Below are 19,592 nucleotides of genomic sequence, written 5' to 3' on the forward strand. Positions count from 1 at the left end.
CAACGGCTCGCGCCGCTCCCACGTAGGCAGCCAGACGCTCGCTCGCGGGCTGCGCGCGCTGATCGCCGTGGTGGAGTCGCCCGACGGGATGACCGTCCAGCGGCTCGCCGCCGAACTGGGGGTCCACCGCTCGATCGCGTACCGCATCCTGCAGACCCTGGTCGACTTCGGCTTCGTGACGCACGGAGCCGACGGCGCCTACTGGCCGGGGTCGCGGCTGGCCGGGCTGTCGACCGCCTACCTGCCGACCCTCCGCACCACCGCCGCCCCCGTGATGCGCCGGCTCGCCGACGAGGTCGGCTGCATGGTGTCGCTGTTCGTCGCCGAGGGGCGGGAGGCGGTCTCCATCGAGCTGGTCGAGCCGCTCACCGTGACACACCACATAGCGTTCCGCGCCGGGATGCGCACGCCCCTCGACCGCGGCGCGGCCGGGTACGCCCTCCTCGCCTCGATGCCGCCCGCCGCCGGGGAGCCGGACGCGGTCGCCCGCGCCCGCGCGGCCGGCTACGCGACGAGCGCGGGGGAGGTCGAGGCGGGCGCCTTCGCCATCGCCGCGCCGATCGCGGACGTGCACCCGCCCGCCGCGCTGTCCATCATGAGTCACCGCGAGGCCCAGGTCCTCGCGGCGCGCGAGCACATCGTGCGGGCCGTGGCCGAGATCGCCGCGGCCGCCGCGTCCCCGGCGGGACGGGCCTGACGCCCGCCCCCCGGGCGGCGGCTACTTGATCGCGATCGGGTTGACGGGCGAGCCCACGGCACCGACCACCGACAGCGGCGGCGCGATGAGCTGGAACTCGTACACGCCGTCCTGCGCGCAGTCGGCGGCGAGCGCGGTCACGTCCCAGTACTCGCCGAGCATCATCCCCATGTCGCGCTCGCAGAGCAGGTGGAAGGGGAGGAAGACCCCGTCGATCTCCGACTGCTGGACCTCGACGGTGAGGTTGTCGGCGGCCACGGCGGCGACCTCGCGCTCGTGCAGCCACTCCGCACAGGTCCAGCTCAGGCCGGTGGTCGCCATCGCGCCGCGCTCGCCGGTCCGCCGCCAGTTCTCGCACCAGCCCGTCCGGACCACGACGATGTCGCCCCGCCCGACCGCGACGCCCTGCCGGTCGGCGACCTCGTCCAGCTCCTCGGGCGTGATCACGACCGCGGGGTCGAGGCACACCTCGTCGCCCCGGTGCGCCACGACGTCCAGCAGCACGCCGCGGGTCGCGATGCCCTTGTCGATCACCTTGTCGATCCCGCACCGGGTGGCGCCCTGGCTGGTCACCGCCGAGGCGGGGAAGCCGTTGTAGAGCTTCCCGTCGTAGTAGGTGTGCGAGAGGGCGTCCCACTGCGTCGCGGCCTGCAGCGGCATGATGATCATGTCGTCGTTGAACCGGAACGGGTTGTCGGCGAAGAACTGGCTGATCTGGTGCGCGGTCGGGTTGGCCGTCCAGTCCTTGCTGTGCTGGACGAAGTGCTCGGCGTCGCCGCCGTCGACCGTCATGACGTGGATCGGGTTGTTCCGGAACAGGAAGTCGCCCTGCGGCCCGCCCGACCCGAAGTCCAGGCCGAGCGAGAAGACCGCGCCCTTCTTCACCAGGGCGCCGGCCTCGCGCATCTTCTCCTCGTCGATGAAGTTCAGCGTGCCGATCTCGTCCTCGTCGCCCCAGCGGCCCCAGTTGCGCACTCGGTCGGCGGCACTGTGAAAGTCGGACATCGTTGGCATATCTGCCTCCCGGGTGGTGGGGGTGCCTGCTAGGGCTGTGACGTGGGGAAAGACGGCTTGAGGGGCGTCCCGGCGACCGCGTGGTGGGCGGCGCGGGCCCCGAAGACGAGCGCGGGCCCGATGGTGGCGCCGGCTCCCGGATAGGCGCCGCCCAGGGGGCTCGCGCTCACGTTCCCGGCGGCGTAGAGGCCGGGGATGAGGCCGCCGTCGAGGTCGAAGACCCGCCCGTTGACGTCCGTGCGCGGGCCGCCCTTGGTGCCGATGGTGCCGACGAAGATCGGGACGGCGTAGTACGGGGGCTCGTCGATGGCACCGAGGGTCCGTCCCGGGCCGGGCGGCAGGTCGGCGTCGCCCCAGAACTGGTCGTAGGCGTCGGCGCCCCGGTTGAAGTCCGGGTCGGCGCCGTGCTCGCCGACGTTGCGGTTCCACCGGCGCAGCGTCTCCGCGAGTCCGGCGGGGTCGATGCCGGTGCGGCGGGCGAGTTCCTCCGGGCCGGCCGAGCCGTTGAACCACGGCGGGGCGGGCTCGTCCGGCTTGACGCCCAGGAAGCCGTAGGTCCGCAGGTGGCGCTCGTCGAAGATCAGCCACGCCTCGCCGTTGGGGTACCGCAGGTTCTCGGGGTCCATCTGGTGGAAGGCGCTGCCGATGGCGTTGTAGTCCTGGGCTTCGTTGACGAAGCGCCGTCCCGCCCGGTTCACCATGATCGACCGGGGGCGGGTCCGCTCGGAGCGGATGGAGCGGCTGCGCGGGTGCCCGCCGATCTCGTCGCCGGGCAGCCGGACGGTCGTGGACCACCACGCCTCCGGCATGTTCGCGAGATCGGCGCCGGCCCGCATCGCCATCCGCAGCCCGTCGCCGGTCTTGCCCGGAGGGCTCACCGGGGCCTCCATAGGGCCGCGCAGGAACGCCCGGACCAGGCCCGCGTCCCACTCGAAGCCGCCGGTGGCCAGCACCACGCCCCGCCGGGCCCGGAACTCGCGGGTGCCCGCCGCCGTGCGCGCGGCGACGCCGGTGACGCGGCCGTCCTCGACGATGAGCCGCTCGGCGCGGGTGCCGGTCAGGACGGGGACGCCGTCCCGGAGCAGGGGCGCCAGCAGCCCGGCCACGAGCGCCTGCCCCATGAAGCGCAGGTCGCCCGGCCGGGCGCCCGCGTCCGCGGTGCCGGCGAGCCGGGCGAGGGTCTCGGCGTCGAACCCGACGTCGCTCCAGTCGGCGGGGAAGCGCGTGACGCGGCCGGCCCATTCGCCGAGCCGGTCGAAGTCGAAGGGGGAGGGGTTGAACGAGCGGCCTCCGTCGGGCCGGCCCCCGGGCTTGCCCGGCTTGTAGTCCGGATAGCCCTCGCTGATCGAGAAGGTCACGTCGCTCGCGCCTTCGAGGAGGTCGAGGACGGCCTCGCCCGAGCGGACGAACGTCTCCACCAGGTCCCACGGCAGGCGGCTGTCCGGGAAGGCCCCGAGGTAGGCGAGGGCGTCCTCGACCGGGAAGGCGCCGGGGTCGGGTCCGCGGCGGTGGGCCGGGATCCACGACACCCCGCCGGAGACGGCGGTCGTGCCGCCGACGGTCGGCTCCTTCTCGACCAGCGCGGTCGCCGCGCCCAGGCCGTGCGCAGTCACGGCGGCCGCGAGTCCCGCGGCGCCCGTGCCGAGCACCACCAGGTCGAAGACCTCGTCGCTCATGGCTCGTCCTTCCCTCGAAAGCCGCGGCCGGGCCCGGGGCCGGGCCGCACCGGCGGTGTCACCGGGCCGTCTCGTCCGGCGGGGAGCCGACGCTGCCGGTCGCGTGCTCCAGCTCCCCGGTCGCGACCCCGGCGGAGTAGCCGCCGTCGACCCAGAGCACCTGCCCGGCGAGGTAGGAGGCGGCGGGGGTGGCGAGGAAGGCCATCACCCCGGCCTGCTCGCGCGGTTCCGCCGGACGTCCCAGCGGCATCGGGACCGCGTCGAGGAAGGCGGCGCCGCGCGAGGCCCGGGACGCCTCCAGGATCGGGGTGTCGGTGATGCCGGGGGCGACGCAGTTGATGCGGACGCCGCGCCGCGCCAGTTCCGGGGCGCGGTGCAGCGTCCACCAGATGACGGCGTCCTTCGACACGGTGTACCCGGTGCCGACCTCGGCCCGGTGCTCGCGGCACCAGGCCGTGACGGCGGAGCGGTCGTCGAGGGCGAGCAGCTCCTCCACCAGCGGCCGCCGCTCCAGGTAGCGCGATCCGGCGATCGACGCCGTGGTGACGACGGCGCCGCCCGCGGGGATCCGGGGCAGCAGCGCCTCGGTCAGCTCCCGGGTGCCGGCGTAGTTGATCCCGACCACGGTCTCGGGGGGCAGGGTGCCGGAGACGCCCGCGACGTTGAACAGCGCGTGCAGCTCCCCGGTGATCCCGTCCGCCGCGGCGCGGACCGACGCGGGGTCGGCGAGGTCGACGAGCCGTGCGTCGATCCCGGGGACGTCCGCCTCCCGCCGGTCCAGGCCGATGACGCGGGCGCCCTGGGCGACGAGCAGCTCGGCCAGGGACCGGCCGATGCCCGACGCGGCGCCGGTCACGACGACGGTGCGGTCCCGCAGCCGGAACGGTTCCGCCGTCATGACGCGGACCCCGGCGCGTCTTCGAGGGCGGGGCGGCCCGCCCGCTCGGCGATGTCGTCGGCCGCGACGTAGCCGAAGGTCATCGCGGGGCCGAGCGTCGCCCCGGCCCCGGCGTAGCTGCGGCCCATCACCGCCGCCGTCGCGTTGCCCGTCGCGTACAGGCCCGGGATCACCGACCCGTCGCCGCGCAGGGCCCGCGCCCGCTCGTCGGTCACGATGCCTCCGTTGGTGCCGAGGTCGGAGAGGATCAGCCGGAACGCCAGGAGCCGTCCCTCGCCCAGCGGCGCGAGGTTCGGCGCGGGCAGGGTGACGTCGGCGTAGTAGCGCTCGTAGACGCTCTTGCCGCGGTGGAAGTCGTCGTCGCGTCCCGCTTCGGCGAGGGCGTTGTAGCGTTCCACCGTGCGGTGCAGGTTCTCGGCCGGGACGCCGATCGCGGCGGCGAGCCCGGCGACGTCGTCCGCCACCGCGACCGACCCCGACTCCAGCCAGGAGTCCGGGATGCGCCGCCCGGTCGGCACCGGCGCGAACGGGATCCGCGACAGCGGCAGGTGCCCGAAGACGACGTAGGACCGCCAGCAGCGCTCGTCCATGATCAGCCAGGACGGGATGTGCGGAACCCCGTCCTCCTCGCCCCGGATCATCCGCTGCCCGAAGTCCTGGTAGGGCGCCGCCTCGTTGATGTACCGCTCGCCCGCGCCGTTGACGATCAGCTGCGACGCCATCATGCGCTCGTTGAGGCTGAACTGCACGTTCCCCGGCCGCCAGGCCACCGCCGGGTACCACCAGGCGCTGTCGAGCAGGTCGAGCCCCGCGCCCGCCTCCCGCGCGGCGAGGATCCCGTCGCCGGTGTTGGACGCCGCGCCGAGGCTGACCGACGGGTCGGCCATCGGCTGGTGCTCGCGGCGCAGCTCCGCGTTGTGCTCGAACCCGCCGGACGCGATGACCACGCCGTGCCGGGCGGCCACCCGCACCGGGGCGCCGTCGCGCTCCACGCGGGCGCCGACGACGCGGCCGTCCTCCTCGACCAGCAGCGCGGTCATCGGGGAGGACGCCCACAGCGGGACGTCGCGTTCCCGCAGCGCCAGCAGCAGCCGCGCGACCAGGGACTGGCCCATCGTGGCGTACCGCTCGCCGAGCAGCCGGGCGCGGACCATCCGCCACAGCAGCCGGAGGAACACCCGCTTGCCCTTCCAGGACTGGCGCAGGCGGTAGAAGTCCACCAGCTCGTTCGGGGCGATCCAGAAGCCCTTCGGCGCGACGGCCGGGGGCGGGAGCAGCCTCTCCTGGTCGTCGCCGAGCAGCCGCAGGTCGATCTGCGGCACGTTGATCACGCTGCCCTGCGCCGACCCGCCGGGGAGTTCGGGGTAGTAGTCGGGGTAGCCCGGCTTCCAGACGAAGCGGAGGTGCTCGCTGGCCGCCTCCAGGTACGCCATCATCGCGGGCCCGTTGTCCACGTAGGACACCAGCCGCTCGCGGCCGACCAGGCCCTCGGTGAGCTGCTCCAGGTAGTGCAGGGTGCCGTCGCGGTCCGCGCGGTGCCCGCCGCGGACCTGCGCGGGAGCACCCGGGATCCACAGGCCGCCGCCGGACAGGGCGCTGGAGCCGCCGAACCGGCCGGCCTTCTCGACCACCAGCACGCTGAGGCCCCGGTCGTGCGCCCGCAGCGCGGCGGTGAGCCCGCCCGCGCCGGAGCCGACGACCAGGACGTCGACCTCGTGCTCGTGATGCTCCGGTTCCGCGCCGGCAGTGCTCGACGAACCCATCAGGCGGCCCCCTCCCTGCTTCGTGCGGTGTCCGGGGAGACGAGCCGCATGGCGTGCGCCAGCTTCCTCGTCACCGCGTCGGCGTCCTGCGCGATGGCGGCGCCCGCGACGAACCGGTCGGGCCGGAGGAACACCACCGACTCCCGGTGCCGGTCGAACCACGCCTTGAGCGCGCCGTCGTCGCCGACGATGACGACGCCGTCCGCCGCCGTGGCGTGGCCGAGCTGGGCCGCGGGGACGACCCGGATGAAGCGGGCCCCGAGCGACCCCCACAGCTCCCGCGACTCCGCGCTGAGGATGGCCGCCGGGTCATTGTTCCAGCTCAGCACCGCGAACCAGTTCCCGGCCACCTCGTCGAGCAGCACCGGCCCGGCGGGCCGGTCCGCGGTGCGGACGCGGGGCTGGACGAACAGCCGCCCGACCGGCGAGTCGGGGCGGTCGGGCGGGACGAGGGCCCCGCGCTCGTACCGCGGCATCGGCTTGAACCGCATCTCGACGATGTACTGCTTGAGCCAGGGGAGCAGCGAGGCGCGGCGCGCGACGCCGTCGCGGAGCCGGGCGAGCAGCGGGTTCCGGACGGAGATCACCTTGCCGACGGTGGTCGACAGGTCGATCATCGCGCGGGCGTGCCCGCGCCGCTCGGCGTCGTAGGTGTCGAGGAGCCCGTCCCCGGCCCGGCCGTCCAGGACCGCGGCGAGCTTCCAGCCGAGGTTCGCCGCGTCGCGGATGCCGCTGTTGTAGCCCTGCCCCTGCCACACCGGCATCAGGTGCGCCGCGTCCCCGGCCAGGAGGACCCGGCCCTTGCGGAACGTGCCGGCGATCCGCGAGTGGTGCGTGTAGACCCGGTGCCGGATGATCTTGACGTCGTCCGGGCGGGGGACGCGGGCGGCCAGCAGCCGCCGGGCGAACGCGGCCGAGCCCGCCTCCGCGTCGCTCTCGTCGTCGTTGATCATGAACTCGAAGCGCCGGATGCCGTGCGCGATCGAGATGGAGGCGTAGGGCCGCACGGGATCGGCGCCGACGTAGCTGTTGGGGGAGCCGAGGGGGTCGTCGGCGAGGTCGATGACCAGCCAGCGCGTGGACGAGGTCGTCCCGTCGAACGTCGTCCCGATCATGCGGCGGGCGGAGCTGCGGCCGCCGTCGCACCCGACGACGTAGTCCGCGCGGAGCCGCTCGGCGGACCCGTCCGCGCCGCGCACGGAGACCGTCACGTCGGAGCCGTCGTCGTCGAGCCGCTCCAGGGTCGTCGCCCACCGCACGCGGACCGTGGGGTGCCGGTCGAGCCCGGCGAGCAGCTCCGCGTCGACCAGCGGCTGGACGAACCCGTTGCGCTTCGGCCAGCCGAGCTCCTCGCTGCGCGGCGCCATCTCGGCGAGCAGCTCACCGCGCCCGTCGACGAAGCGCATGATCTGGTTCGGGATCGTGTGCCGCCGGACCTCGTCGACCAGGCCGATCCCCTGGAAGGTGCGGAGCGACTCGTCGTCGAGGCCGACTCCGCGCGGGTAGTCGATGAGCGTCTCCCGCGACTCGACGACCGTCACGGACCTCCCGTGCATCCCCAGGATGTTGGCGAGCGTGAGCCCCACCGGGCCGGCGCCGACCACCAGCACCTCGGTCTCCGCATCGGTTCCGCGGTCGGCGGGGCCGGGACGTTCGTCGCTCATCGGACCTCGTGTATATATAGAACACTATGAATCGATAATGACACGGTAATGAGGGTGTCGGCGGCTCGTCAACAGTCCCGGCGGCGTCAGTTCCGGTCGAGGCCGAGGAAGTCGGCGAGCAGCGCGACCGTGCGTTCCGGCTGCTCGATCTGGGGGCAGTGCCCGGCGCCGGGCACCGTGGCGGCCCGTCCGCCGGCGACCGCGGCGGCCAGTTCGGCGGCCCAGCCGCGGGGCAGCAGCTTGTCCTTCTCGCCCTCGACGAACAGCACCGGCACCCTGATCCGCTCGGGGCGGGGCCGCGACCGCGCCGCCGGCTCGCCGCCGATCCCGCCCGGCGCGCCGGGCCTTCGGAAGCGGGCCGCCGCGACCGCCTCCCAGGCTCCCGGCAGGAGGCTGGAGCGGTGCCGCCGCGCGACGTAGGCGTCGTCCTTCGGGTACTCCTCGCCGTGGAACAGCGCGCGCACCAGCGCGCGCATCGCCTCGAAGGACCCGTCGTAGTCGTAGAGCGCGTCGACGTGCTCGTTCTTCTGGATGGTCCCGCCGCCGCAGATCAGCACCGCCCGGCGGACCGGCAGCAGCGGCCGGTCGGCGGTCGCGTCGTGCAGCAGCATCACCGCGCCCATCGAGTTGCCGATGAAGTCGGCCTCCGCCAGGCCGAGGGTCCGGCACAGCGCGGCGAGGTGGCGCAGGCGCATGGCGCGGCCGTCCTCGAAGTCCAGGACCTTGGCCGTCCCGCCGTACCCCAGCAGGTCGGGGGCGATGACGCGCCGCCCGCGCGCCAGCGGGCCGATCACCCGCTCCCACGCCAGCTCCGCGCCGGCGCCGAACTCGCCGCCGTGCAGCAGGACGAGCGGCTCGCCGTCGCCCGCCTCGATGAAGGCGGTGCGCAGGCCGTCCACGACGACCTCGCGCCGCGCGATCTCGGTCACGATGATCTCCTCGGGTTCGTCCGCGGGCCCCCGCCGTCCGGGCGGCGCGCCACCGCGGGAGGCCGGCCTACCGCAGGAAGTCGAGCATCGCCGCGTCGTAGGCCGCCCGCTGCTCCCACTGCGGCCAGTGCCCGGCCCGGTCGATGAAGAGGAACCGCCCGCCGGGGATGCGCTCGGCCATGTCCATGCCCGCGGCCGCCGGCCCGGACGGGTCGTCGCTCGTCCAGATGACGAGCGTCGGCGCGCGGACGGCGGCGAGGTCGTCGCCGGTGACCATGTTGCGGCGGCGGACCTCGGGTTCCTGGAGGCACAGGATGTGCCGCATGGACGCGCTGAACCCCGGCCGGGAGTAGATCGCCCGCCGGGACGCCACCAGCTCGTCGGTCACGCTCGCCTTGTCGGCCATCAGCCATTCGAGCCGCGCGCGGATCCGCTCGGGGGAGGGGTCGTCGGCGGCGGCCTGGCTCAGCGACCGGATCCGCTCCATGACCTCCGGCGACGCCATCGTCCCGCCCGGCGTGTTCAGCACGAGGCGCCGCACCCGCTCCGGGTGGGCGGCGGCCGCCTTGATCGCGACCCAGCCGCCCAGGGACTCGCCGCACAGGTCGGCGCTCCCGATTCCGAGGGCGTCGAGCAGGCCCAGCAGGTGCCGCACGTAGTCGTCGATCTCCAGATCCCGGTCGGCGGGCGTGGTGTAGCCGTGCCCGGGGTAGTCGTAGGCGATCACGCGGAAGTGGGCGGCCAGCCCGCGCAGGTTGCGCAGCCACGCTTCGAGGTGGCCTCCGGTCCCGTGCATGAGGACGAGGCAAGGGCCGGTCCCCGCCTCCAGCACGCGGGTGCGCCACGGGCCCACGTCCAGGAACCGCACGGTGTGGGGGACGTCCGCGATCTCCTGCCACATGCTCATCGCCGCGCTCCATCCTTGTGGCCGCGTGACACGGCGGTCGTGACCGCGAACCCGGCGAACCATTCCTTGACGGGCCGGTAGTACGACTCCACGACCTCGTAGGCGCCCTGCGTCGACAGGGCGGCGTACGCGGCGATCCACGTGCGGACCTCGTGCGCGGAGTGGCCCCCCTCCCGCACGAACCACTCGTTGGGCCTGGAGTCGATCGCCGCAAGGTCGCCGGACGCCAGCGCGTCGAGGACCAGCGCGTCGAACTCCGGGTTCAGCTCGCGGTAGTCGGTGGACCCGGCGGCGAAGGCGGCCGCGGCCGCCGCCGTGCGCGCCTCCCGCTCCGCCCGCTCCCCGGGACCGACCTCCCGCCGCCGCGTGAGCCGCTCGGCCACCTCCGGCGGCGCCTCCGCCAGGCGCGGCACGGGCGGATCGTGGGAGAGCCCGCCCGATCCGACGACGAGGACCCTCCGCTCCGGACCGCCGAACGCCCGCCCGGCCGCCTCGCCCAGCAGCCGCGCCCGGACGGCGGGACCGAGCGGCTCGGCCACGCAGTTCACGAAGACCGGGACCACCGGCGGCAGCTCCTCCACCGATCCGAACAGGAACAGCAGCGTCTGGACGAAACCGTGGTCGACCCGCATGTCCTCCGAGACGGCCACGTCGACGCCGGAGGCCAGTGCCTCCCGGGCCAGCCGGTGCGCCGCGTCGCGGTCGACGGGGAGCGGCCCCGCGGGCAGCCCGTAGTCGCCGACCGACGTCGCGGCCGCGCCGACGCAGAACGGCGGCATCACCTCGTAGAGGAACCCGTTGTAGTGGTCCGGGCCGAAGACCACGACCAGTTCGGGATCGAAGTCGCGGGCGAACCCGCCCGCCCGCGCGAGTGCGGCCTCCACCTCCCGCCGGACCTCGGCCGGAGGGTCGTTGCGACCCAGCAGCGGCGAGTGGGACGTCGCGCACAGGGCGAGTGGCATCTGGCTGGATTCCTTTCCGGCGACCCGGCGTCCGCCGCACGAGAAGGGCGGACGAGCCCGTCCGGCACACGTTCCACGGGAGTGTTCTCCGCCCGTCGACCCGGAGAGTTGTTCGATATATGCACATCACTATTCGCTAATTGACACTAGATCGACCGGGACGCGCAGGTCAACCGTCCCGGCGAAGCCGTCCTCGGGCCCGCGCCCCCGTCCCGGCCGGTGCGGTCTAGACTCGCGCCGATATGGGCCCGACCTACAACGTCGTCCCGGGCGAGCTCCCGCTGGCGCAGCGGGTGTGGGCGGCGAGCTGCCACGCCACCACCGGCTTCACCTCGGCGGTCAAGAGCTCGCCGATGCTCTCGTTCGCCCGATACGAGGGCCGGACCGCAATGTACGTCCGCGGCCCGGAGACCAGCGCCACCCGCATGACCTGCCCGGAGGGCTGGGAGTTCTTCGGGGTCGAGCTGCGCCCCGGCGCCCACCTGCCCCAGTTCCCGCCGTCCGGCCTGGCGGACCGGGCCGACGCCCGCCCGCCGGCCCTGCCCGGCGGCCGCGTCCTGCTGGACGGCCGGGAGTGGGAGATGCCGTCCGAGCACAACGTCGACGTCTTCCTCGACCGGCTCGCGCGGGCCGGCCTGCTGGTGTTCGACCCGTTCGTGGAGGAGATCCGGCACGGCGGCCGCCCGCGCGGCATGTCGGAGCGGACGGCGCAGCTCCGCTTCCGCCGGGCCGTCGGCATCTCGCGCCGCAAGCTCGTCGCCATCGAGCGGGCGAAGCGCGCCGCGCGGCTCCTCGCGGCCGGCGGCTCGCCCGCGGACGTCGCCGCCGCCGGGGGCTACTACGACCAGCCGCAGCTCTCCCGCGCGATGCGGTGGGCGACCGGCCACACCCCGGGCGAGCTGAGGTCCGGCGACATCCCGTTCCTCGCGTTCTGACGCCCGCGGCGTTCGGCTCGGTACAAGACGGGCCGATCTCGGCCGTGGTTGCCTCCGGGGATGCGAAAACTGATCGAATACGACCACCTCTCGATCGACGGGAGGTTCTCCGGGGACGACTGGTGGGCCGCGCAGATGCAGGTCCCGCCGAACGACGAACACATGGCCTACCAGCTCCGCCTGCTGGAGAACGCGGCCGGCCTCGTGCTCGGACGGGCGACCTACGAGACCTTCTCCACCACCTGGCCCGACATGACCGGCCCCCTCGCCGACAAGGTCAACGCGCTGCCGAAGTACGTCGCGTCCACCACGCTGACCGAGACCGCGTGGAACGCCGAAGTGCTCCCCGGTGACGCCGTCGAGGCCGTCGCGCGCCTCAAGGAGGCCGGCGACGGGACGCTGCTGAAGTACGGCAACGGCCCCTTCAGCCGCGCGCTCGTAGAGGCGGGTCTGATGGACGAGATCCACCTGGGCATCTCCCCGTTCGTCGCGGGCTCCGGCGACTCCCTCCTGTCGGGCATCGGCGCGACCTTCATGAACCTGACCGGGGTCACCGACCTCGGCAACGGCTCGCTGGTCCTGGCCTACACCCCGGCCAAGTAGTCCGGGGCGTCAGCCGAGAGGGATGCGCCGGGCGGTGATGCCGCGCATGTCGAGCCAGGCTGCCTCCGGCCTCCGGACCATGCGCAGCACGACCTCTTCGCAGGCGGGGCAGCGGGCGACGAGTCCCGGGGCGCGTTTGTAGAGTCGCAAACGCGTGCTTGGTTGCGGCTGTGGGTCCTCTTCAGGGCACCCGCGTAGTAGGTCGTGCTTCGGGGCCTTCAGGTGTCTGCCGGTGATGTCCGCGGCTGATCGGTTGTCAGGAGGCGGTCGAGCAGGGCGTACCAGCTCACTGCGCCCAGGACGCGGCCGTCGTCGGCGACGACGGCCGCGAGGGGGCATCCGGTGCTGGTCATCGAAGCCGCCGCCTCCAGGACGGTGGCGTCCGGGCTTACCGCTGCGGGGCCGCGGTGTCCGCGTGGCAGGCAGTCCCGCACTTTTCGTCCGGCGCACTCGGCCAGGAAGTCGTCGGCGTGGCCCTCGTCGATCACGCGTGCCAGCAGCGCGTCCTCGCCCACGTACGACGGAATGACCGAACACAGCACCTCGGTCACCGATAGGACGGACATCAAGTGCCCCCTACCGTCTACGACTACGAGACCGGGGACCTTCTGCCGCCACATCGTCCGGACCGCGTCCAGGACCGGATCGTCCGGTCCGACGACCGGGACCTCGTCAACAAGCTCGCGCACCCGCACCGGAACTCCTGCCCTCGCTTCGCCCGAGGTCGGCCGACCTCAGACGCCGACCAGGCTTCCCGGCACTCCACCCGCCACTGTAGAGCCGGAGGGGGCAAACCGCCATCTCGTCCATGGCGGTAGCCCGCCCCGCGAACCCGAGTCGTCGAGATGGTCCGGCGTCGTCGGCGCGGCGGAGGGGATCCAGTGGCCCGCCGGGCGCGTCCGGCGTGTGGGCTGCGGAGGGCGGCGGCTCGCCGGGCCATCGGGAAAGGGCGGTAGTGATCAGAACGGCGCTATTGCGGTTGGATGCGCTCGACATATCCCCTGGGCGGGCTGGTGCCACTGTCAAGATCGACTCTGTCGCCCGGGATGTGGGCCGCGGTATGACCGAGGGCGGGGACATCATTGTAGTGGATCCGCCTTCCGTGATGAACCCGCATGATGCCCTGAATGTCTTGATAGGGGTATTTGTTGGCACTGGGGAGCCAGGGCGCCGCTTTCGCATGATCGCTCGGTAGGGGCGTGGTACGGGTACCGGCGCGACGACAGATCACCTCATCATCGACGGGTGGCTTTGGTGGCCATGCAGGCGTCGGAGGATCGCCCGCCGGGGCATCGGGGCCGCTCGGCTTCCGCGTCAGTCCGCATGAGGGGAGGGATCTTGAGGTACGAAGTCCTGGGGCCGCTCCGCGTGATCGACGAGGGCGGTTCCACCTCCATTAGCGCACGGAAGGTCGAGACCGTGCTGACCGCCATGGTGATCCGGGCGGATCAGGTGGTGGCGCTCGACCAGCTGATCACCGAGGTTTGGGACGATGCGCCCCCGCGGCGCGCCATGGCCGGACTTCACGTCTACATATCCCAGGTCCGCAAGTTTCTCGCCCGGCCCGGTCAGGAAGAGAACCCGGTGCTGACCCGGCCGCCCGGCTATCTGCTCCGGAAGGGCACCGACGACATCGATTTCCACATCTTCAGGCGGCTGGCGGACCGGGGGCGGGCCTGTATCAGGGAACGCCGGTACGAGGAGGCCGCGGACGCCCTGGAGCAGGCGCTGGGGCTGTGGCGCGGGCAGACGCTCGGCGACGTGCGCACCGGGCCCATCGTCGGGGGCTTCGTCCGGTGGATGACCGAGCTGCGCCTGGAGTGCCTGGAGATGCTGGGCGACGCCTATCTCCGGCTGGGCCGGCACCGGGAGCTCGTCGGGTGGCTGTACTCGCTCATCGCCGAGAATCCGCTGCGGGAGGTCTATTACCGCCAGCTCATGCTGGCGTTGTACCGCTCCGACCGGAAGGCCGACGCGCTGCGGGTCTACCAGTCCGCCCGCAGCACGCTCAGGGAGGAGCTCGGCCTTGAGCCGTGCCAGGCGCTGCGGGACATGCAGCGGGCGATCCTTTCCGCTGACGAACGGCTCGACCTGCGCGTCGCCTCCTAGCCCCTGCCGGGCGGGTGGCGCAGGGGGCGCCGCACGGTAATGTGACGAGTCATCTCGAATGAATTAAATTTGTCTCTTTCGTTTTCTGGGTGATGCTGAAGGTCATCTGTGTCAAGGACTGCAGGGTTACGGTTGGATTGCCTGGGGTCTGGATAAATATGTCCCTTTGGTTCATGGCGAAATCGTGCTCTTTCGTCGAGGTCGCCGCTTTGTCGGATCTCGCTCGATTCAGTGGGTGCGGGCACGGAGTGGGCGGCATGCGGCAAAGAGTTTAATGTCACATTTTAACTAATGTCCGGGACCGTGGGTCGCGATAATCCGTGCCACTTGATCGTCTTATTACGCACGGTGGCCGACTGTGACGTTTGGTTGATGTTGTAAAACAATGGCCCGGGTGTAAGGATGGTGGCATTTGTGAAGCATGCCGGTGAGTGGCGCTCCGAATCGGTGGTGATGACGGCGCCAGGGTTTCGGTGGGGTCGGAGAAACGAGGCGGTCCGCTTAGGAGTCACTTATGGTTCTGGTCGGCAGGGATAACGAACTCGGCACCCTGAAAAGCCTGTTCGCGAGCTTCTCGGGGGGTTCGGTGGTGGTGATTAGCGGAGGAATAGCCACCGGTAAGACGGCTCTCCTGCGCACCGCCGGGGAGTGGGCCGCCGAGTCCGGGGGCCTCACGCTCGGCGCGGTCGCCTCCCGGAGCGAACGCGACCTGCCGCTGGGGGTGCTGGAACAGCTGTTCCGCAGTCCCGGCCTGCCGCGCGAGAGCGCGGAGCGGGCGATGCGGTGGCTGGACGCCGACGCCCTGAGCACACGGTCGCCCGAACCGCCGGCCGGGCGGGACGGCGAGGCCGTCGTCCAGGTCCCCGCCCGCGTCCTGCGCGGGATGCTGGAGATTCTCCGCGACCTGCTGGACGAGAGGCCCGTCGTGCTCAGCGTCGACGACGCGCACCACGCCGACGTGCCGTCCCTGCAATGCCTGCTGTACCTGGTCCGCCGGCTGCGGGGCGCGCGCCTGCACGTCCTCTTCGGCGAGTGCTCCCATTCGAACGGGGCGAGCGCCCTGATGCGCAGCGAGTTCCTCCGGGAACCGCTGTTCCGGCGGATACGGCTGGAGCCGCTGTCCCGGGCGGGCCTCGCCGAGCTGGCGGCCGCGCATCTGCCCGAGCGCCCGCCGTACGACCTGGTCACCGAGATGCACGAGGCGAGCGCGGGCTACCCGATGCTGGCGCAGGCCTTCCTGGACGATCACCGCGACGGCTCGTTCCGGTGGTCGGGCGCGACGGGAGGTGAGGCGTTCGGCCGTGCCGTGCTCGACTTCCTCTACCGGCACGAGAGCCCGGTCGTCGAGTTGGCACGTGCCATCGCCGTGCTGAACAAGCCGGTGTCGCCCCTGCTGCTCGCCGGCGTCCTGGACATCGGCGTCGACGCCTGCCGCCAGGTCGTCCACCTGCTGACGACGGCGAAGGTGCTGGTGGACGGCCGGTTCCGGCACGAGGCGTTCCGCGCCGCCGTGCTCGACGGCACGCCGTCCAGCACGCGCCGGGCCACCCACGCGAAGATCGCCGACCTGCTGCACAACGAGGGGTTCCCGGCCGTGGAGGTGGCGGCGCACATCGTTGCGGCGGGCCGGCTCGAAGCGCCGTGGGTCGTCCCGATCCTCCAGGAGGCCGCGGAGCACGCGCTCGCCGGCGACGATGTGACCACGTGCATCCACTACCTGCGGGCGGCCCACCAGGTCTGCGACGAGCGGCAGCGCGCCGTGGTGGTGTCCATGCTCGTCGACGCCGAGTGGCGGCTCGATCCCGCCGCCGTCCTGCGGCGGCTGCACGAGTTCTGCGCCGTCGGAGACGCCGGCCCGGGCGAGGGCACCGACCATTTCATACCGGCCGGCTACCTGCTGTGGCACGGGCGCGTGCGCGAGGCCCTGGCCATCCTGGACCTGCTGGCGTCGGGCCGCGGGGCCGCGGCGGGGGGCGAGCAGGCGAGCACCGTGGATCTGGACGGTCCCGGCCTCTGGGGCGCGTACCTGTATCCGGCCCTGTTCAAGCGTCCCCGGCCCGTGACCCTCCGGCGGCAGGGACCCATGCCGGTCCTGGTGAATCCCGAGCTGCAGGGGGCCGATGTGATCGCGGCCGAGCTGGTGCACGGGAAGCAGCCCGCGGTGCTGGCGGCGGCCGAGGGACTGCTGCAGCGGTCCCGGCTCAGCGAGCGCATGCTCGCCCCGCTGACCGCCGCGCTCGCCGCCTTCACCTACAACGACCGGCTCGCCGAGGCGGCCGGCTGGTGCGACGTGCTGCTCGCCGAGGCCGCGGGGCGGCGCAGCCCGACCTGGCATGCGCTGTTCGCCGCCGAACGGGCGATGATCCACGTCCGGCAGGGCGAGCTGCAGGCGGCGGAGGAGCAGGCGAAGGCCGCGCTCAGCCTGATATCACCGCCGAGCTGGGGCGTCGTGGTGGGGCTGCCGCTGGCGGCGGCGGTCCTCGCGCTGACGGGCAAGGGCGAGCTGGACGAGGCGGCGGCCTATCTCGACGTCCCGGTGCCCGAGGCGCTGTTCCAGACCCGGATGGGGCTGCACTACCTCTGCGCGCGCGGCCGCTACCACCTGTCCACGAACCATCCCCATGCCGCGCTGAGCGACTTCCTGGCCTGCGGCCGGCTGATGGGGGACTGGGGCATCGACCTGCCGGTCGTGGAAGCGTGGCGCAGCGGGGCGGTCGAGGCGTACCTGCAGCTCGGAGACCATTCCGAGGCCAGGGCGCTCGGTGACGAGCAACTCGCCATGATCGACCCCCAGCACCTGCGGACGCAGGGGATGGCCCTGCGCGCCCAGGCCGCCACCCGCGACCTGGCCGCGCGCATCGGCTTGCTGGAAGAAGCGGTCAGGTTGCTTCAGGGCTGCGGGGACAAGCTCGAACTGGCCTATGCCTTGGCCGACCTGGGCCGCGCCTGCCTCCTGCTGGGCGAAGCCAAGCGCGCGCGCAAGCACGCGCGCAAGGCGCTGGCCCTTACCCGGCAGTGCGGCGCCAAGGCGCTGGACCAGGGCAGCGGATTCGATGCGGCGCCGGCCGGACCGGAGGGCGCCGCGGCGTACGCCGACACCGCCCCCGGGCTCAGCGACGCCGAGCGCCGGGTGGCGACCCTCGCCGCCGCGGGCCACACCAACAGGGAGATCTCCGAGAAGCTGTTCGTCACCATCAGCACGGTGGAGCAGCATCTGACGAGGATCTACCGGAAGCTCAACGTGACGCGCTTCGACCTGCAGGACGCTCTTCAGGACAACGGCGCCGAACTGACGGATCCGGACTGGCTGAAAATCCTCGAGAAGTGCAGTTAGATGCTCGGTCCTTAGATTTCCCGGTGGAAGTCGAACATGCTCGTACGGATTGGCCGATGCATCCGCATCATCCCCCGGTCGTCCGGCGGCCTCCTTTCTATTCGGCGATTTTCGTGCGCATGGTCCAGCGGAAGACCGGTGTCTCGCGGTCGTCCGGCCTGCCGAGGCGACGCTCGCGCTCGAAGTGCTCGTAGCCGCCCCGGTGCGGAATCTTGATCGTCTCGTCGGCGGCCGGGGCGCGCATCCGCCGCGCCGTCACCGGGAGGTCGTCGGGCCCGCCGACGAGCACGACATCGATGGGGTTGCTCCGGGCGGCGTTGTCGTCGAGGCCTTTCACCGAACGTCCTCCTCACGTGTCGTTTCCTTGATGATTTGCGGCGCGCTGCGGCGGCGATACCCCGTGACCCCCCCTATTCGCAGGTGCGCGGGATGCTCCGGAACTCGGGGTGGCCGCGCCCTGCGGCCCCTAGGCGGCACCGGGCGCGCCGAGCGCGATCGCGGTGATGACGATGTCGGGGCCGGCGAGCCAGCGTCCCGTGAAGCCCTCGACCCGGCGGCCGTCGGAAAGGGTGTGCCCGGGGACGAGCAGCCGCGCGGTGAAGCGTCCGCGGAGCGGGTCGAAATCGATGTCGGCGTCCTCGAAACCGAGCGGGCGGCGGGTCATCGGGAACCACGCCTTGTACACCGACTCCTTCGCGCTGAACAGCAGGCGGTCCCAGCGCACCGCCGGGTGCCCGGCCGCCAGCCGGTCGATCCGGGACCGCTCCGGCGGGATGCACACCGCCTCCAGCACTCCTTCGGGCAGCGGGCCGTGCGGCTCGGCGTCCACGCCGATCGCCGCGCACTCGCGGTCGCTGGCGACGGCCGCGGCCCGGTAGCCGTCGCAGTGGGTCATGCTGCCCACCACCCCGGCCGGCCAGCCCGGCGCGCCGCGGACCCCGGGCAGGATCGGGGCGGCCGGCACTCCCAGCCGCCCGAGTGCCTCGCGTGCGCACGCGCGCACGGTCGCGAACTCCCGGCGCCGCTTGGGCACGGCCTTGGCCACCAGCGCCTCCTCCTCGGGGAACACGTGGTCGGGGCGGACATCGCCGAAGACCTCCGCGGAGCGCACGGACGCGGGCAGCAGGCTCTCGATCACACCCGGCTCCGCAGAGCGATCTGTACCTCGCTCAGGCCGGGCGCGGGCCGGGGACGGCGCCGCCATTCGCGCGGGTAGCCGACGGAGACCTCCTGGAAGGGCACCCCGTCGCACCAGATCGTGCGGGGTATGTGAAGGTGCCCGTAGACCACGGCCGCGGCGTTGAACCGGCGATGCCAGTCGGCCGTGCGCTCGGTGCCGCACCAGAGCGCGAACTCCGGGTACCACAGCACGTCCGTGGGCGAGCGCACCAGCGGATAGTGGTTCACCAGCACGGTCGGCAGTGCCGGGTCGAGCTCCGCCAGGCGCCGCTCGGTCGACTCCACCCTGGCGCGGCACCAGCTGTCCGGGCCGGGGTGCGGGTCGGGGTGCAGCAGGATCTCGTCGGTGCACACCACCCCCGCGTCGTGGGCCTGTGCCAGCGCGGCCTCCTTGGTGGTGCCGGGCGGCCGGAAGGAGTAGTCGTACAGGACGAACAGCGGCACCACCGCGACCGGTCCTCCCGCGCCCTTCCAGACCGGGTAGGGGTCCTCCGGCGTGATCACTCCGAGGTCGCGGCACAGGTCGACCAGATGGGCGTAGCGGGCCTCTCCGCGCAGCGCCACCGGGTCCTCTCGCGGCGTCCACAGTTCGTGGTTGCCGGGCACCCACACGACCTTCGCGAAACGTCGGCTCAGCGTGCTCAGCGCCCATTCGATGTCGCCCATCATCTCCCCGACGTCACCGGCCACCAGCAACCAGTCGCCGTCGTTTCCGGGACGTAGGGAATCGACCAGCGTTCGGTTCTCCGGGAACATGACGTGCAGATCGCTGATGGCCAGGAGTTTCGGAGGTGAGCTCAGAGATCTGGGCATTCGGCGACGGTATACGGCCCGCGTTGCAAACGGAACCCCTGTTTTGGGCGTCCGGCAATCTGGGGTTGCAACATCCGCGCTTAGGGGATGGCAATTTCCGATAGGGGTG

Annotated in this window: 18 protein-coding genes; 5 read left to right on the forward strand and 13 right to left on the reverse strand. The window is 72.6% G+C overall.

Going from position 1 to position 19,592, the window contains the following annotated elements; translation table 11 throughout:
* Nucleotides 1–697 (forward strand): IclR family transcriptional regulator (locus IEZ03_RS23340; protein ID WP_189241228.1); only part of this gene is annotated, 697 nt, incomplete at its 5' end.
* A 21-nt stretch (nucleotides 698–718) separates the two neighbouring features.
* On the opposite strand, the gene IEZ03_RS23345 is transcribed toward IEZ03_RS23340, so the two are convergent.
* The 8 genes from IEZ03_RS23345 to IEZ03_RS23380 form a co-directional block, all read right to left on the reverse strand.
* A complete protein-coding gene (locus IEZ03_RS23345) occupies nucleotides 719–1,702 on the reverse strand; it encodes a cyclase family protein (protein ID WP_221480766.1) in 984 nt (327 codons plus the stop codon).
* A 38-nt stretch (nucleotides 1,703–1,740) separates the two neighbouring features.
* Nucleotides 1,741–3,387: an FAD-dependent oxidoreductase gene (locus tag IEZ03_RS23350; protein ID WP_184885515.1), complete on the reverse strand. Its 1,647-nt coding sequence runs from the start codon at nucleotides 3,385–3,387 to the stop codon at nucleotides 1,741–1,743.
* A 58-nt stretch (nucleotides 3,388–3,445) separates the two neighbouring features.
* Complete coding sequence (locus tag IEZ03_RS23355) at nucleotides 3,446–4,285, reverse strand: coniferyl-alcohol dehydrogenase (RefSeq protein ID WP_184885512.1); 840 nt, start codon at nucleotides 4,283–4,285, stop codon at nucleotides 3,446–3,448.
* Entirely contained in the window at nucleotides 4,282–6,048 is a 1,767-nt protein-coding gene (locus IEZ03_RS23360) for an FAD-dependent oxidoreductase (RefSeq protein ID WP_184885510.1), read from the reverse strand. Before IEZ03_RS23360 ends, IEZ03_RS23355 begins: the two co-directional genes overlap by 4 nt.
* Nucleotides 6,048–7,712, reverse strand: coding sequence for a bifunctional 3-(3-hydroxy-phenyl)propionate/3-hydroxycinnamic acid hydroxylase (locus tag IEZ03_RS23365; RefSeq protein ID WP_184885508.1), 1,665 nt, complete (start codon nucleotides 7,710–7,712; stop codon nucleotides 6,048–6,050). Before IEZ03_RS23365 ends, IEZ03_RS23360 begins: the two co-directional genes overlap by 1 nt.
* Before the next feature lie 86 nt (nucleotides 7,713–7,798).
* On the reverse strand, nucleotides 7,799–8,641 hold the full coding sequence (locus IEZ03_RS23370) for an alpha/beta fold hydrolase (RefSeq protein ID WP_184885506.1): 843 nt from the start codon (nucleotides 8,639–8,641) through the stop codon (nucleotides 7,799–7,801).
* A gap of 67 nt (nucleotides 8,642–8,708) precedes the next feature.
* Entirely contained in the window at nucleotides 8,709–9,548 is an 840-nt protein-coding gene (locus tag IEZ03_RS23375) for an alpha/beta fold hydrolase (RefSeq protein ID WP_184885504.1), read from the reverse strand.
* Nucleotides 9,545–10,510: a 3-carboxyethylcatechol 2,3-dioxygenase gene (locus tag IEZ03_RS23380; protein WP_184885502.1), complete on the reverse strand. Its 966-nt coding sequence runs from the start codon at nucleotides 10,508–10,510 to the stop codon at nucleotides 9,545–9,547. Before IEZ03_RS23380 ends, IEZ03_RS23375 begins: the two co-directional genes overlap by 4 nt.
* Before the next feature lie 242 nt (nucleotides 10,511–10,752).
* Here IEZ03_RS23380 and IEZ03_RS23385 point away from each other — a divergent pair, with 242 nt between their 5' ends.
* On the forward strand, nucleotides 10,753–11,445 hold the full coding sequence (locus IEZ03_RS23385; RefSeq protein WP_184885500.1) for a helix-turn-helix domain-containing protein: 693 nt from the start codon (nucleotides 10,753–10,755) through the stop codon (nucleotides 11,443–11,445).
* 60 nt (nucleotides 11,446–11,505) lie between these two features.
* Entirely contained in the window at nucleotides 11,506–12,048 is a 543-nt protein-coding gene (locus IEZ03_RS23390) for a dihydrofolate reductase family protein (protein WP_184885498.1), read from the forward strand.
* A gap of 9 nt (nucleotides 12,049–12,057) precedes the next feature.
* On the opposite strand, the gene IEZ03_RS38890 is transcribed toward IEZ03_RS23390, so the two are convergent.
* A complete protein-coding gene (locus IEZ03_RS38890) occupies nucleotides 12,058–12,198 on the reverse strand; it encodes a DUF6510 family protein (RefSeq protein ID WP_184885496.1) in 141 nt (46 codons plus the stop codon).
* A 68-nt stretch (nucleotides 12,199–12,266) separates the two neighbouring features.
* Nucleotides 12,267–12,743, reverse strand: a complete 477-nt coding sequence (locus IEZ03_RS23400) for a CBS domain-containing protein (RefSeq protein WP_184885494.1) — start codon at nucleotides 12,741–12,743, stop codon at nucleotides 12,267–12,269.
* 643 nt (nucleotides 12,744–13,386) lie between these two features.
* On the opposite strand from IEZ03_RS23400, the gene IEZ03_RS23405 reads away from it, so the two are divergent.
* Together IEZ03_RS23405 and IEZ03_RS23410 are read left to right on the forward strand one after the other, a co-directional pair.
* Nucleotides 13,387–14,157 carry an AfsR/SARP family transcriptional regulator gene (locus tag IEZ03_RS23405; protein ID WP_184885487.1) on the forward strand — a complete coding sequence of 257 codons (771 nt, stop codon included), beginning with the start codon at nucleotides 13,387–13,389 and terminating at the stop codon, nucleotides 14,155–14,157.
* Nucleotides 14,158–14,671: 514 nt separating this feature from the next.
* Nucleotides 14,672–17,491 (forward strand): helix-turn-helix transcriptional regulator, encoded by a 2,820-nt coding sequence (locus IEZ03_RS23410; RefSeq protein ID WP_184885485.1) that lies wholly within the window; start codon nucleotides 14,672–14,674, stop codon nucleotides 17,489–17,491.
* Between the two features lie 97 nt (nucleotides 17,492–17,588).
* Here the strand turns inward: IEZ03_RS23410 and IEZ03_RS23415 are convergent, their stop codons facing one another.
* The 3 genes from IEZ03_RS23415 to IEZ03_RS23425 all read right to left on the reverse strand — a co-directional run bounded on the left by IEZ03_RS23415 (nucleotide 17,589) and on the right by IEZ03_RS23425 (nucleotide 19,483).
* Nucleotides 17,589–17,828 carry a DUF5988 family protein gene (locus IEZ03_RS23415; RefSeq protein ID WP_184885484.1) on the reverse strand — a complete coding sequence of 80 codons (240 nt, stop codon included), beginning with the start codon at nucleotides 17,826–17,828 and terminating at the stop codon, nucleotides 17,589–17,591.
* Nucleotides 17,829–17,957: 129 nt separating this feature from the next.
* Complete coding sequence (locus tag IEZ03_RS23420) at nucleotides 17,958–18,629, reverse strand: 4'-phosphopantetheinyl transferase family protein (protein ID WP_229808507.1); 672 nt, start codon at nucleotides 18,627–18,629, stop codon at nucleotides 17,958–17,960.
* The gene (locus IEZ03_RS23425; protein ID WP_184885480.1) at nucleotides 18,626–19,483 is read right to left on the reverse strand and encodes a metallophosphoesterase family protein; all 858 of its coding nucleotides are present in this window, start codon (nucleotides 19,481–19,483) and stop codon (nucleotides 18,626–18,628) included. Before IEZ03_RS23425 ends, IEZ03_RS23420 begins: the two co-directional genes overlap by 4 nt.
* Between the last annotated feature and the right edge of the window lie 109 nt (nucleotides 19,484–19,592).

Origin of the sequence: Actinomadura livida, assembly GCF_014648675.1 — a bacterium.
GTDB lineage: Bacteria > Actinomycetota > Actinomycetes > Streptosporangiales > Streptosporangiaceae > Spirillospora > Spirillospora livida.

Bases quoted from the DNA above. Each gene is read 5' to 3' on its own strand.
- IEZ03_RS23345 (WP_221480766.1), bottom strand. From the start codon at position 1,702: ATGTCCGACTTTCACAGTGCCGCCGACCGAGTGCGCAACTGGGGCCGC.
- IEZ03_RS23350 (WP_184885515.1), bottom strand. From the start codon at position 3,387: ATGAGCGACGAGGTCTTCGACCTGGTGGTGCTCGGCACGGGCGCCGCG.
- IEZ03_RS23355 (WP_184885512.1), bottom strand. From the start codon at position 4,285: ATGACGGCGGAACCGTTCCGGCTGCGGGACCGCACCGTCGTCGTGACC.
- IEZ03_RS23360 (WP_184885510.1), bottom strand. From the start codon at position 6,048: ATGGGTTCGTCGAGCACTGCCGGCGCGGAACCGGAGCATCACGAGCAC.
- IEZ03_RS23365 (WP_184885508.1), bottom strand. From the start codon at position 7,712: ATGAGCGACGAACGTCCCGGCCCCGCCGACCGCGGAACCGATGCGGAG.
- IEZ03_RS23375 (WP_184885504.1), bottom strand. From the start codon at position 9,548: ATGAGCATGTGGCAGGAGATCGCGGACGTCCCCCACACCGTGCGGTTC.
- IEZ03_RS23380 (WP_184885502.1), bottom strand. From the start codon at position 10,510: ATGCCACTCGCCCTGTGCGCGACGTCCCACTCGCCGCTGCTGGGTCGC.
- IEZ03_RS23385 (WP_184885500.1), top strand. From the start codon at position 10,753: ATGGGCCCGACCTACAACGTCGTCCCGGGCGAGCTCCCGCTGGCGCAG.
- IEZ03_RS23390 (WP_184885498.1), top strand. From the start codon at position 11,506: ATGCGAAAACTGATCGAATACGACCACCTCTCGATCGACGGGAGGTTC.
- IEZ03_RS23410 (WP_184885485.1), top strand. From the start codon at position 14,672: ATGGTTCTGGTCGGCAGGGATAACGAACTCGGCACCCTGAAAAGCCTG.
- IEZ03_RS23425 (WP_184885480.1), bottom strand. From the start codon at position 19,483: ATGCCCAGATCTCTGAGCTCACCTCCGAAACTCCTGGCCATCAGCGAT.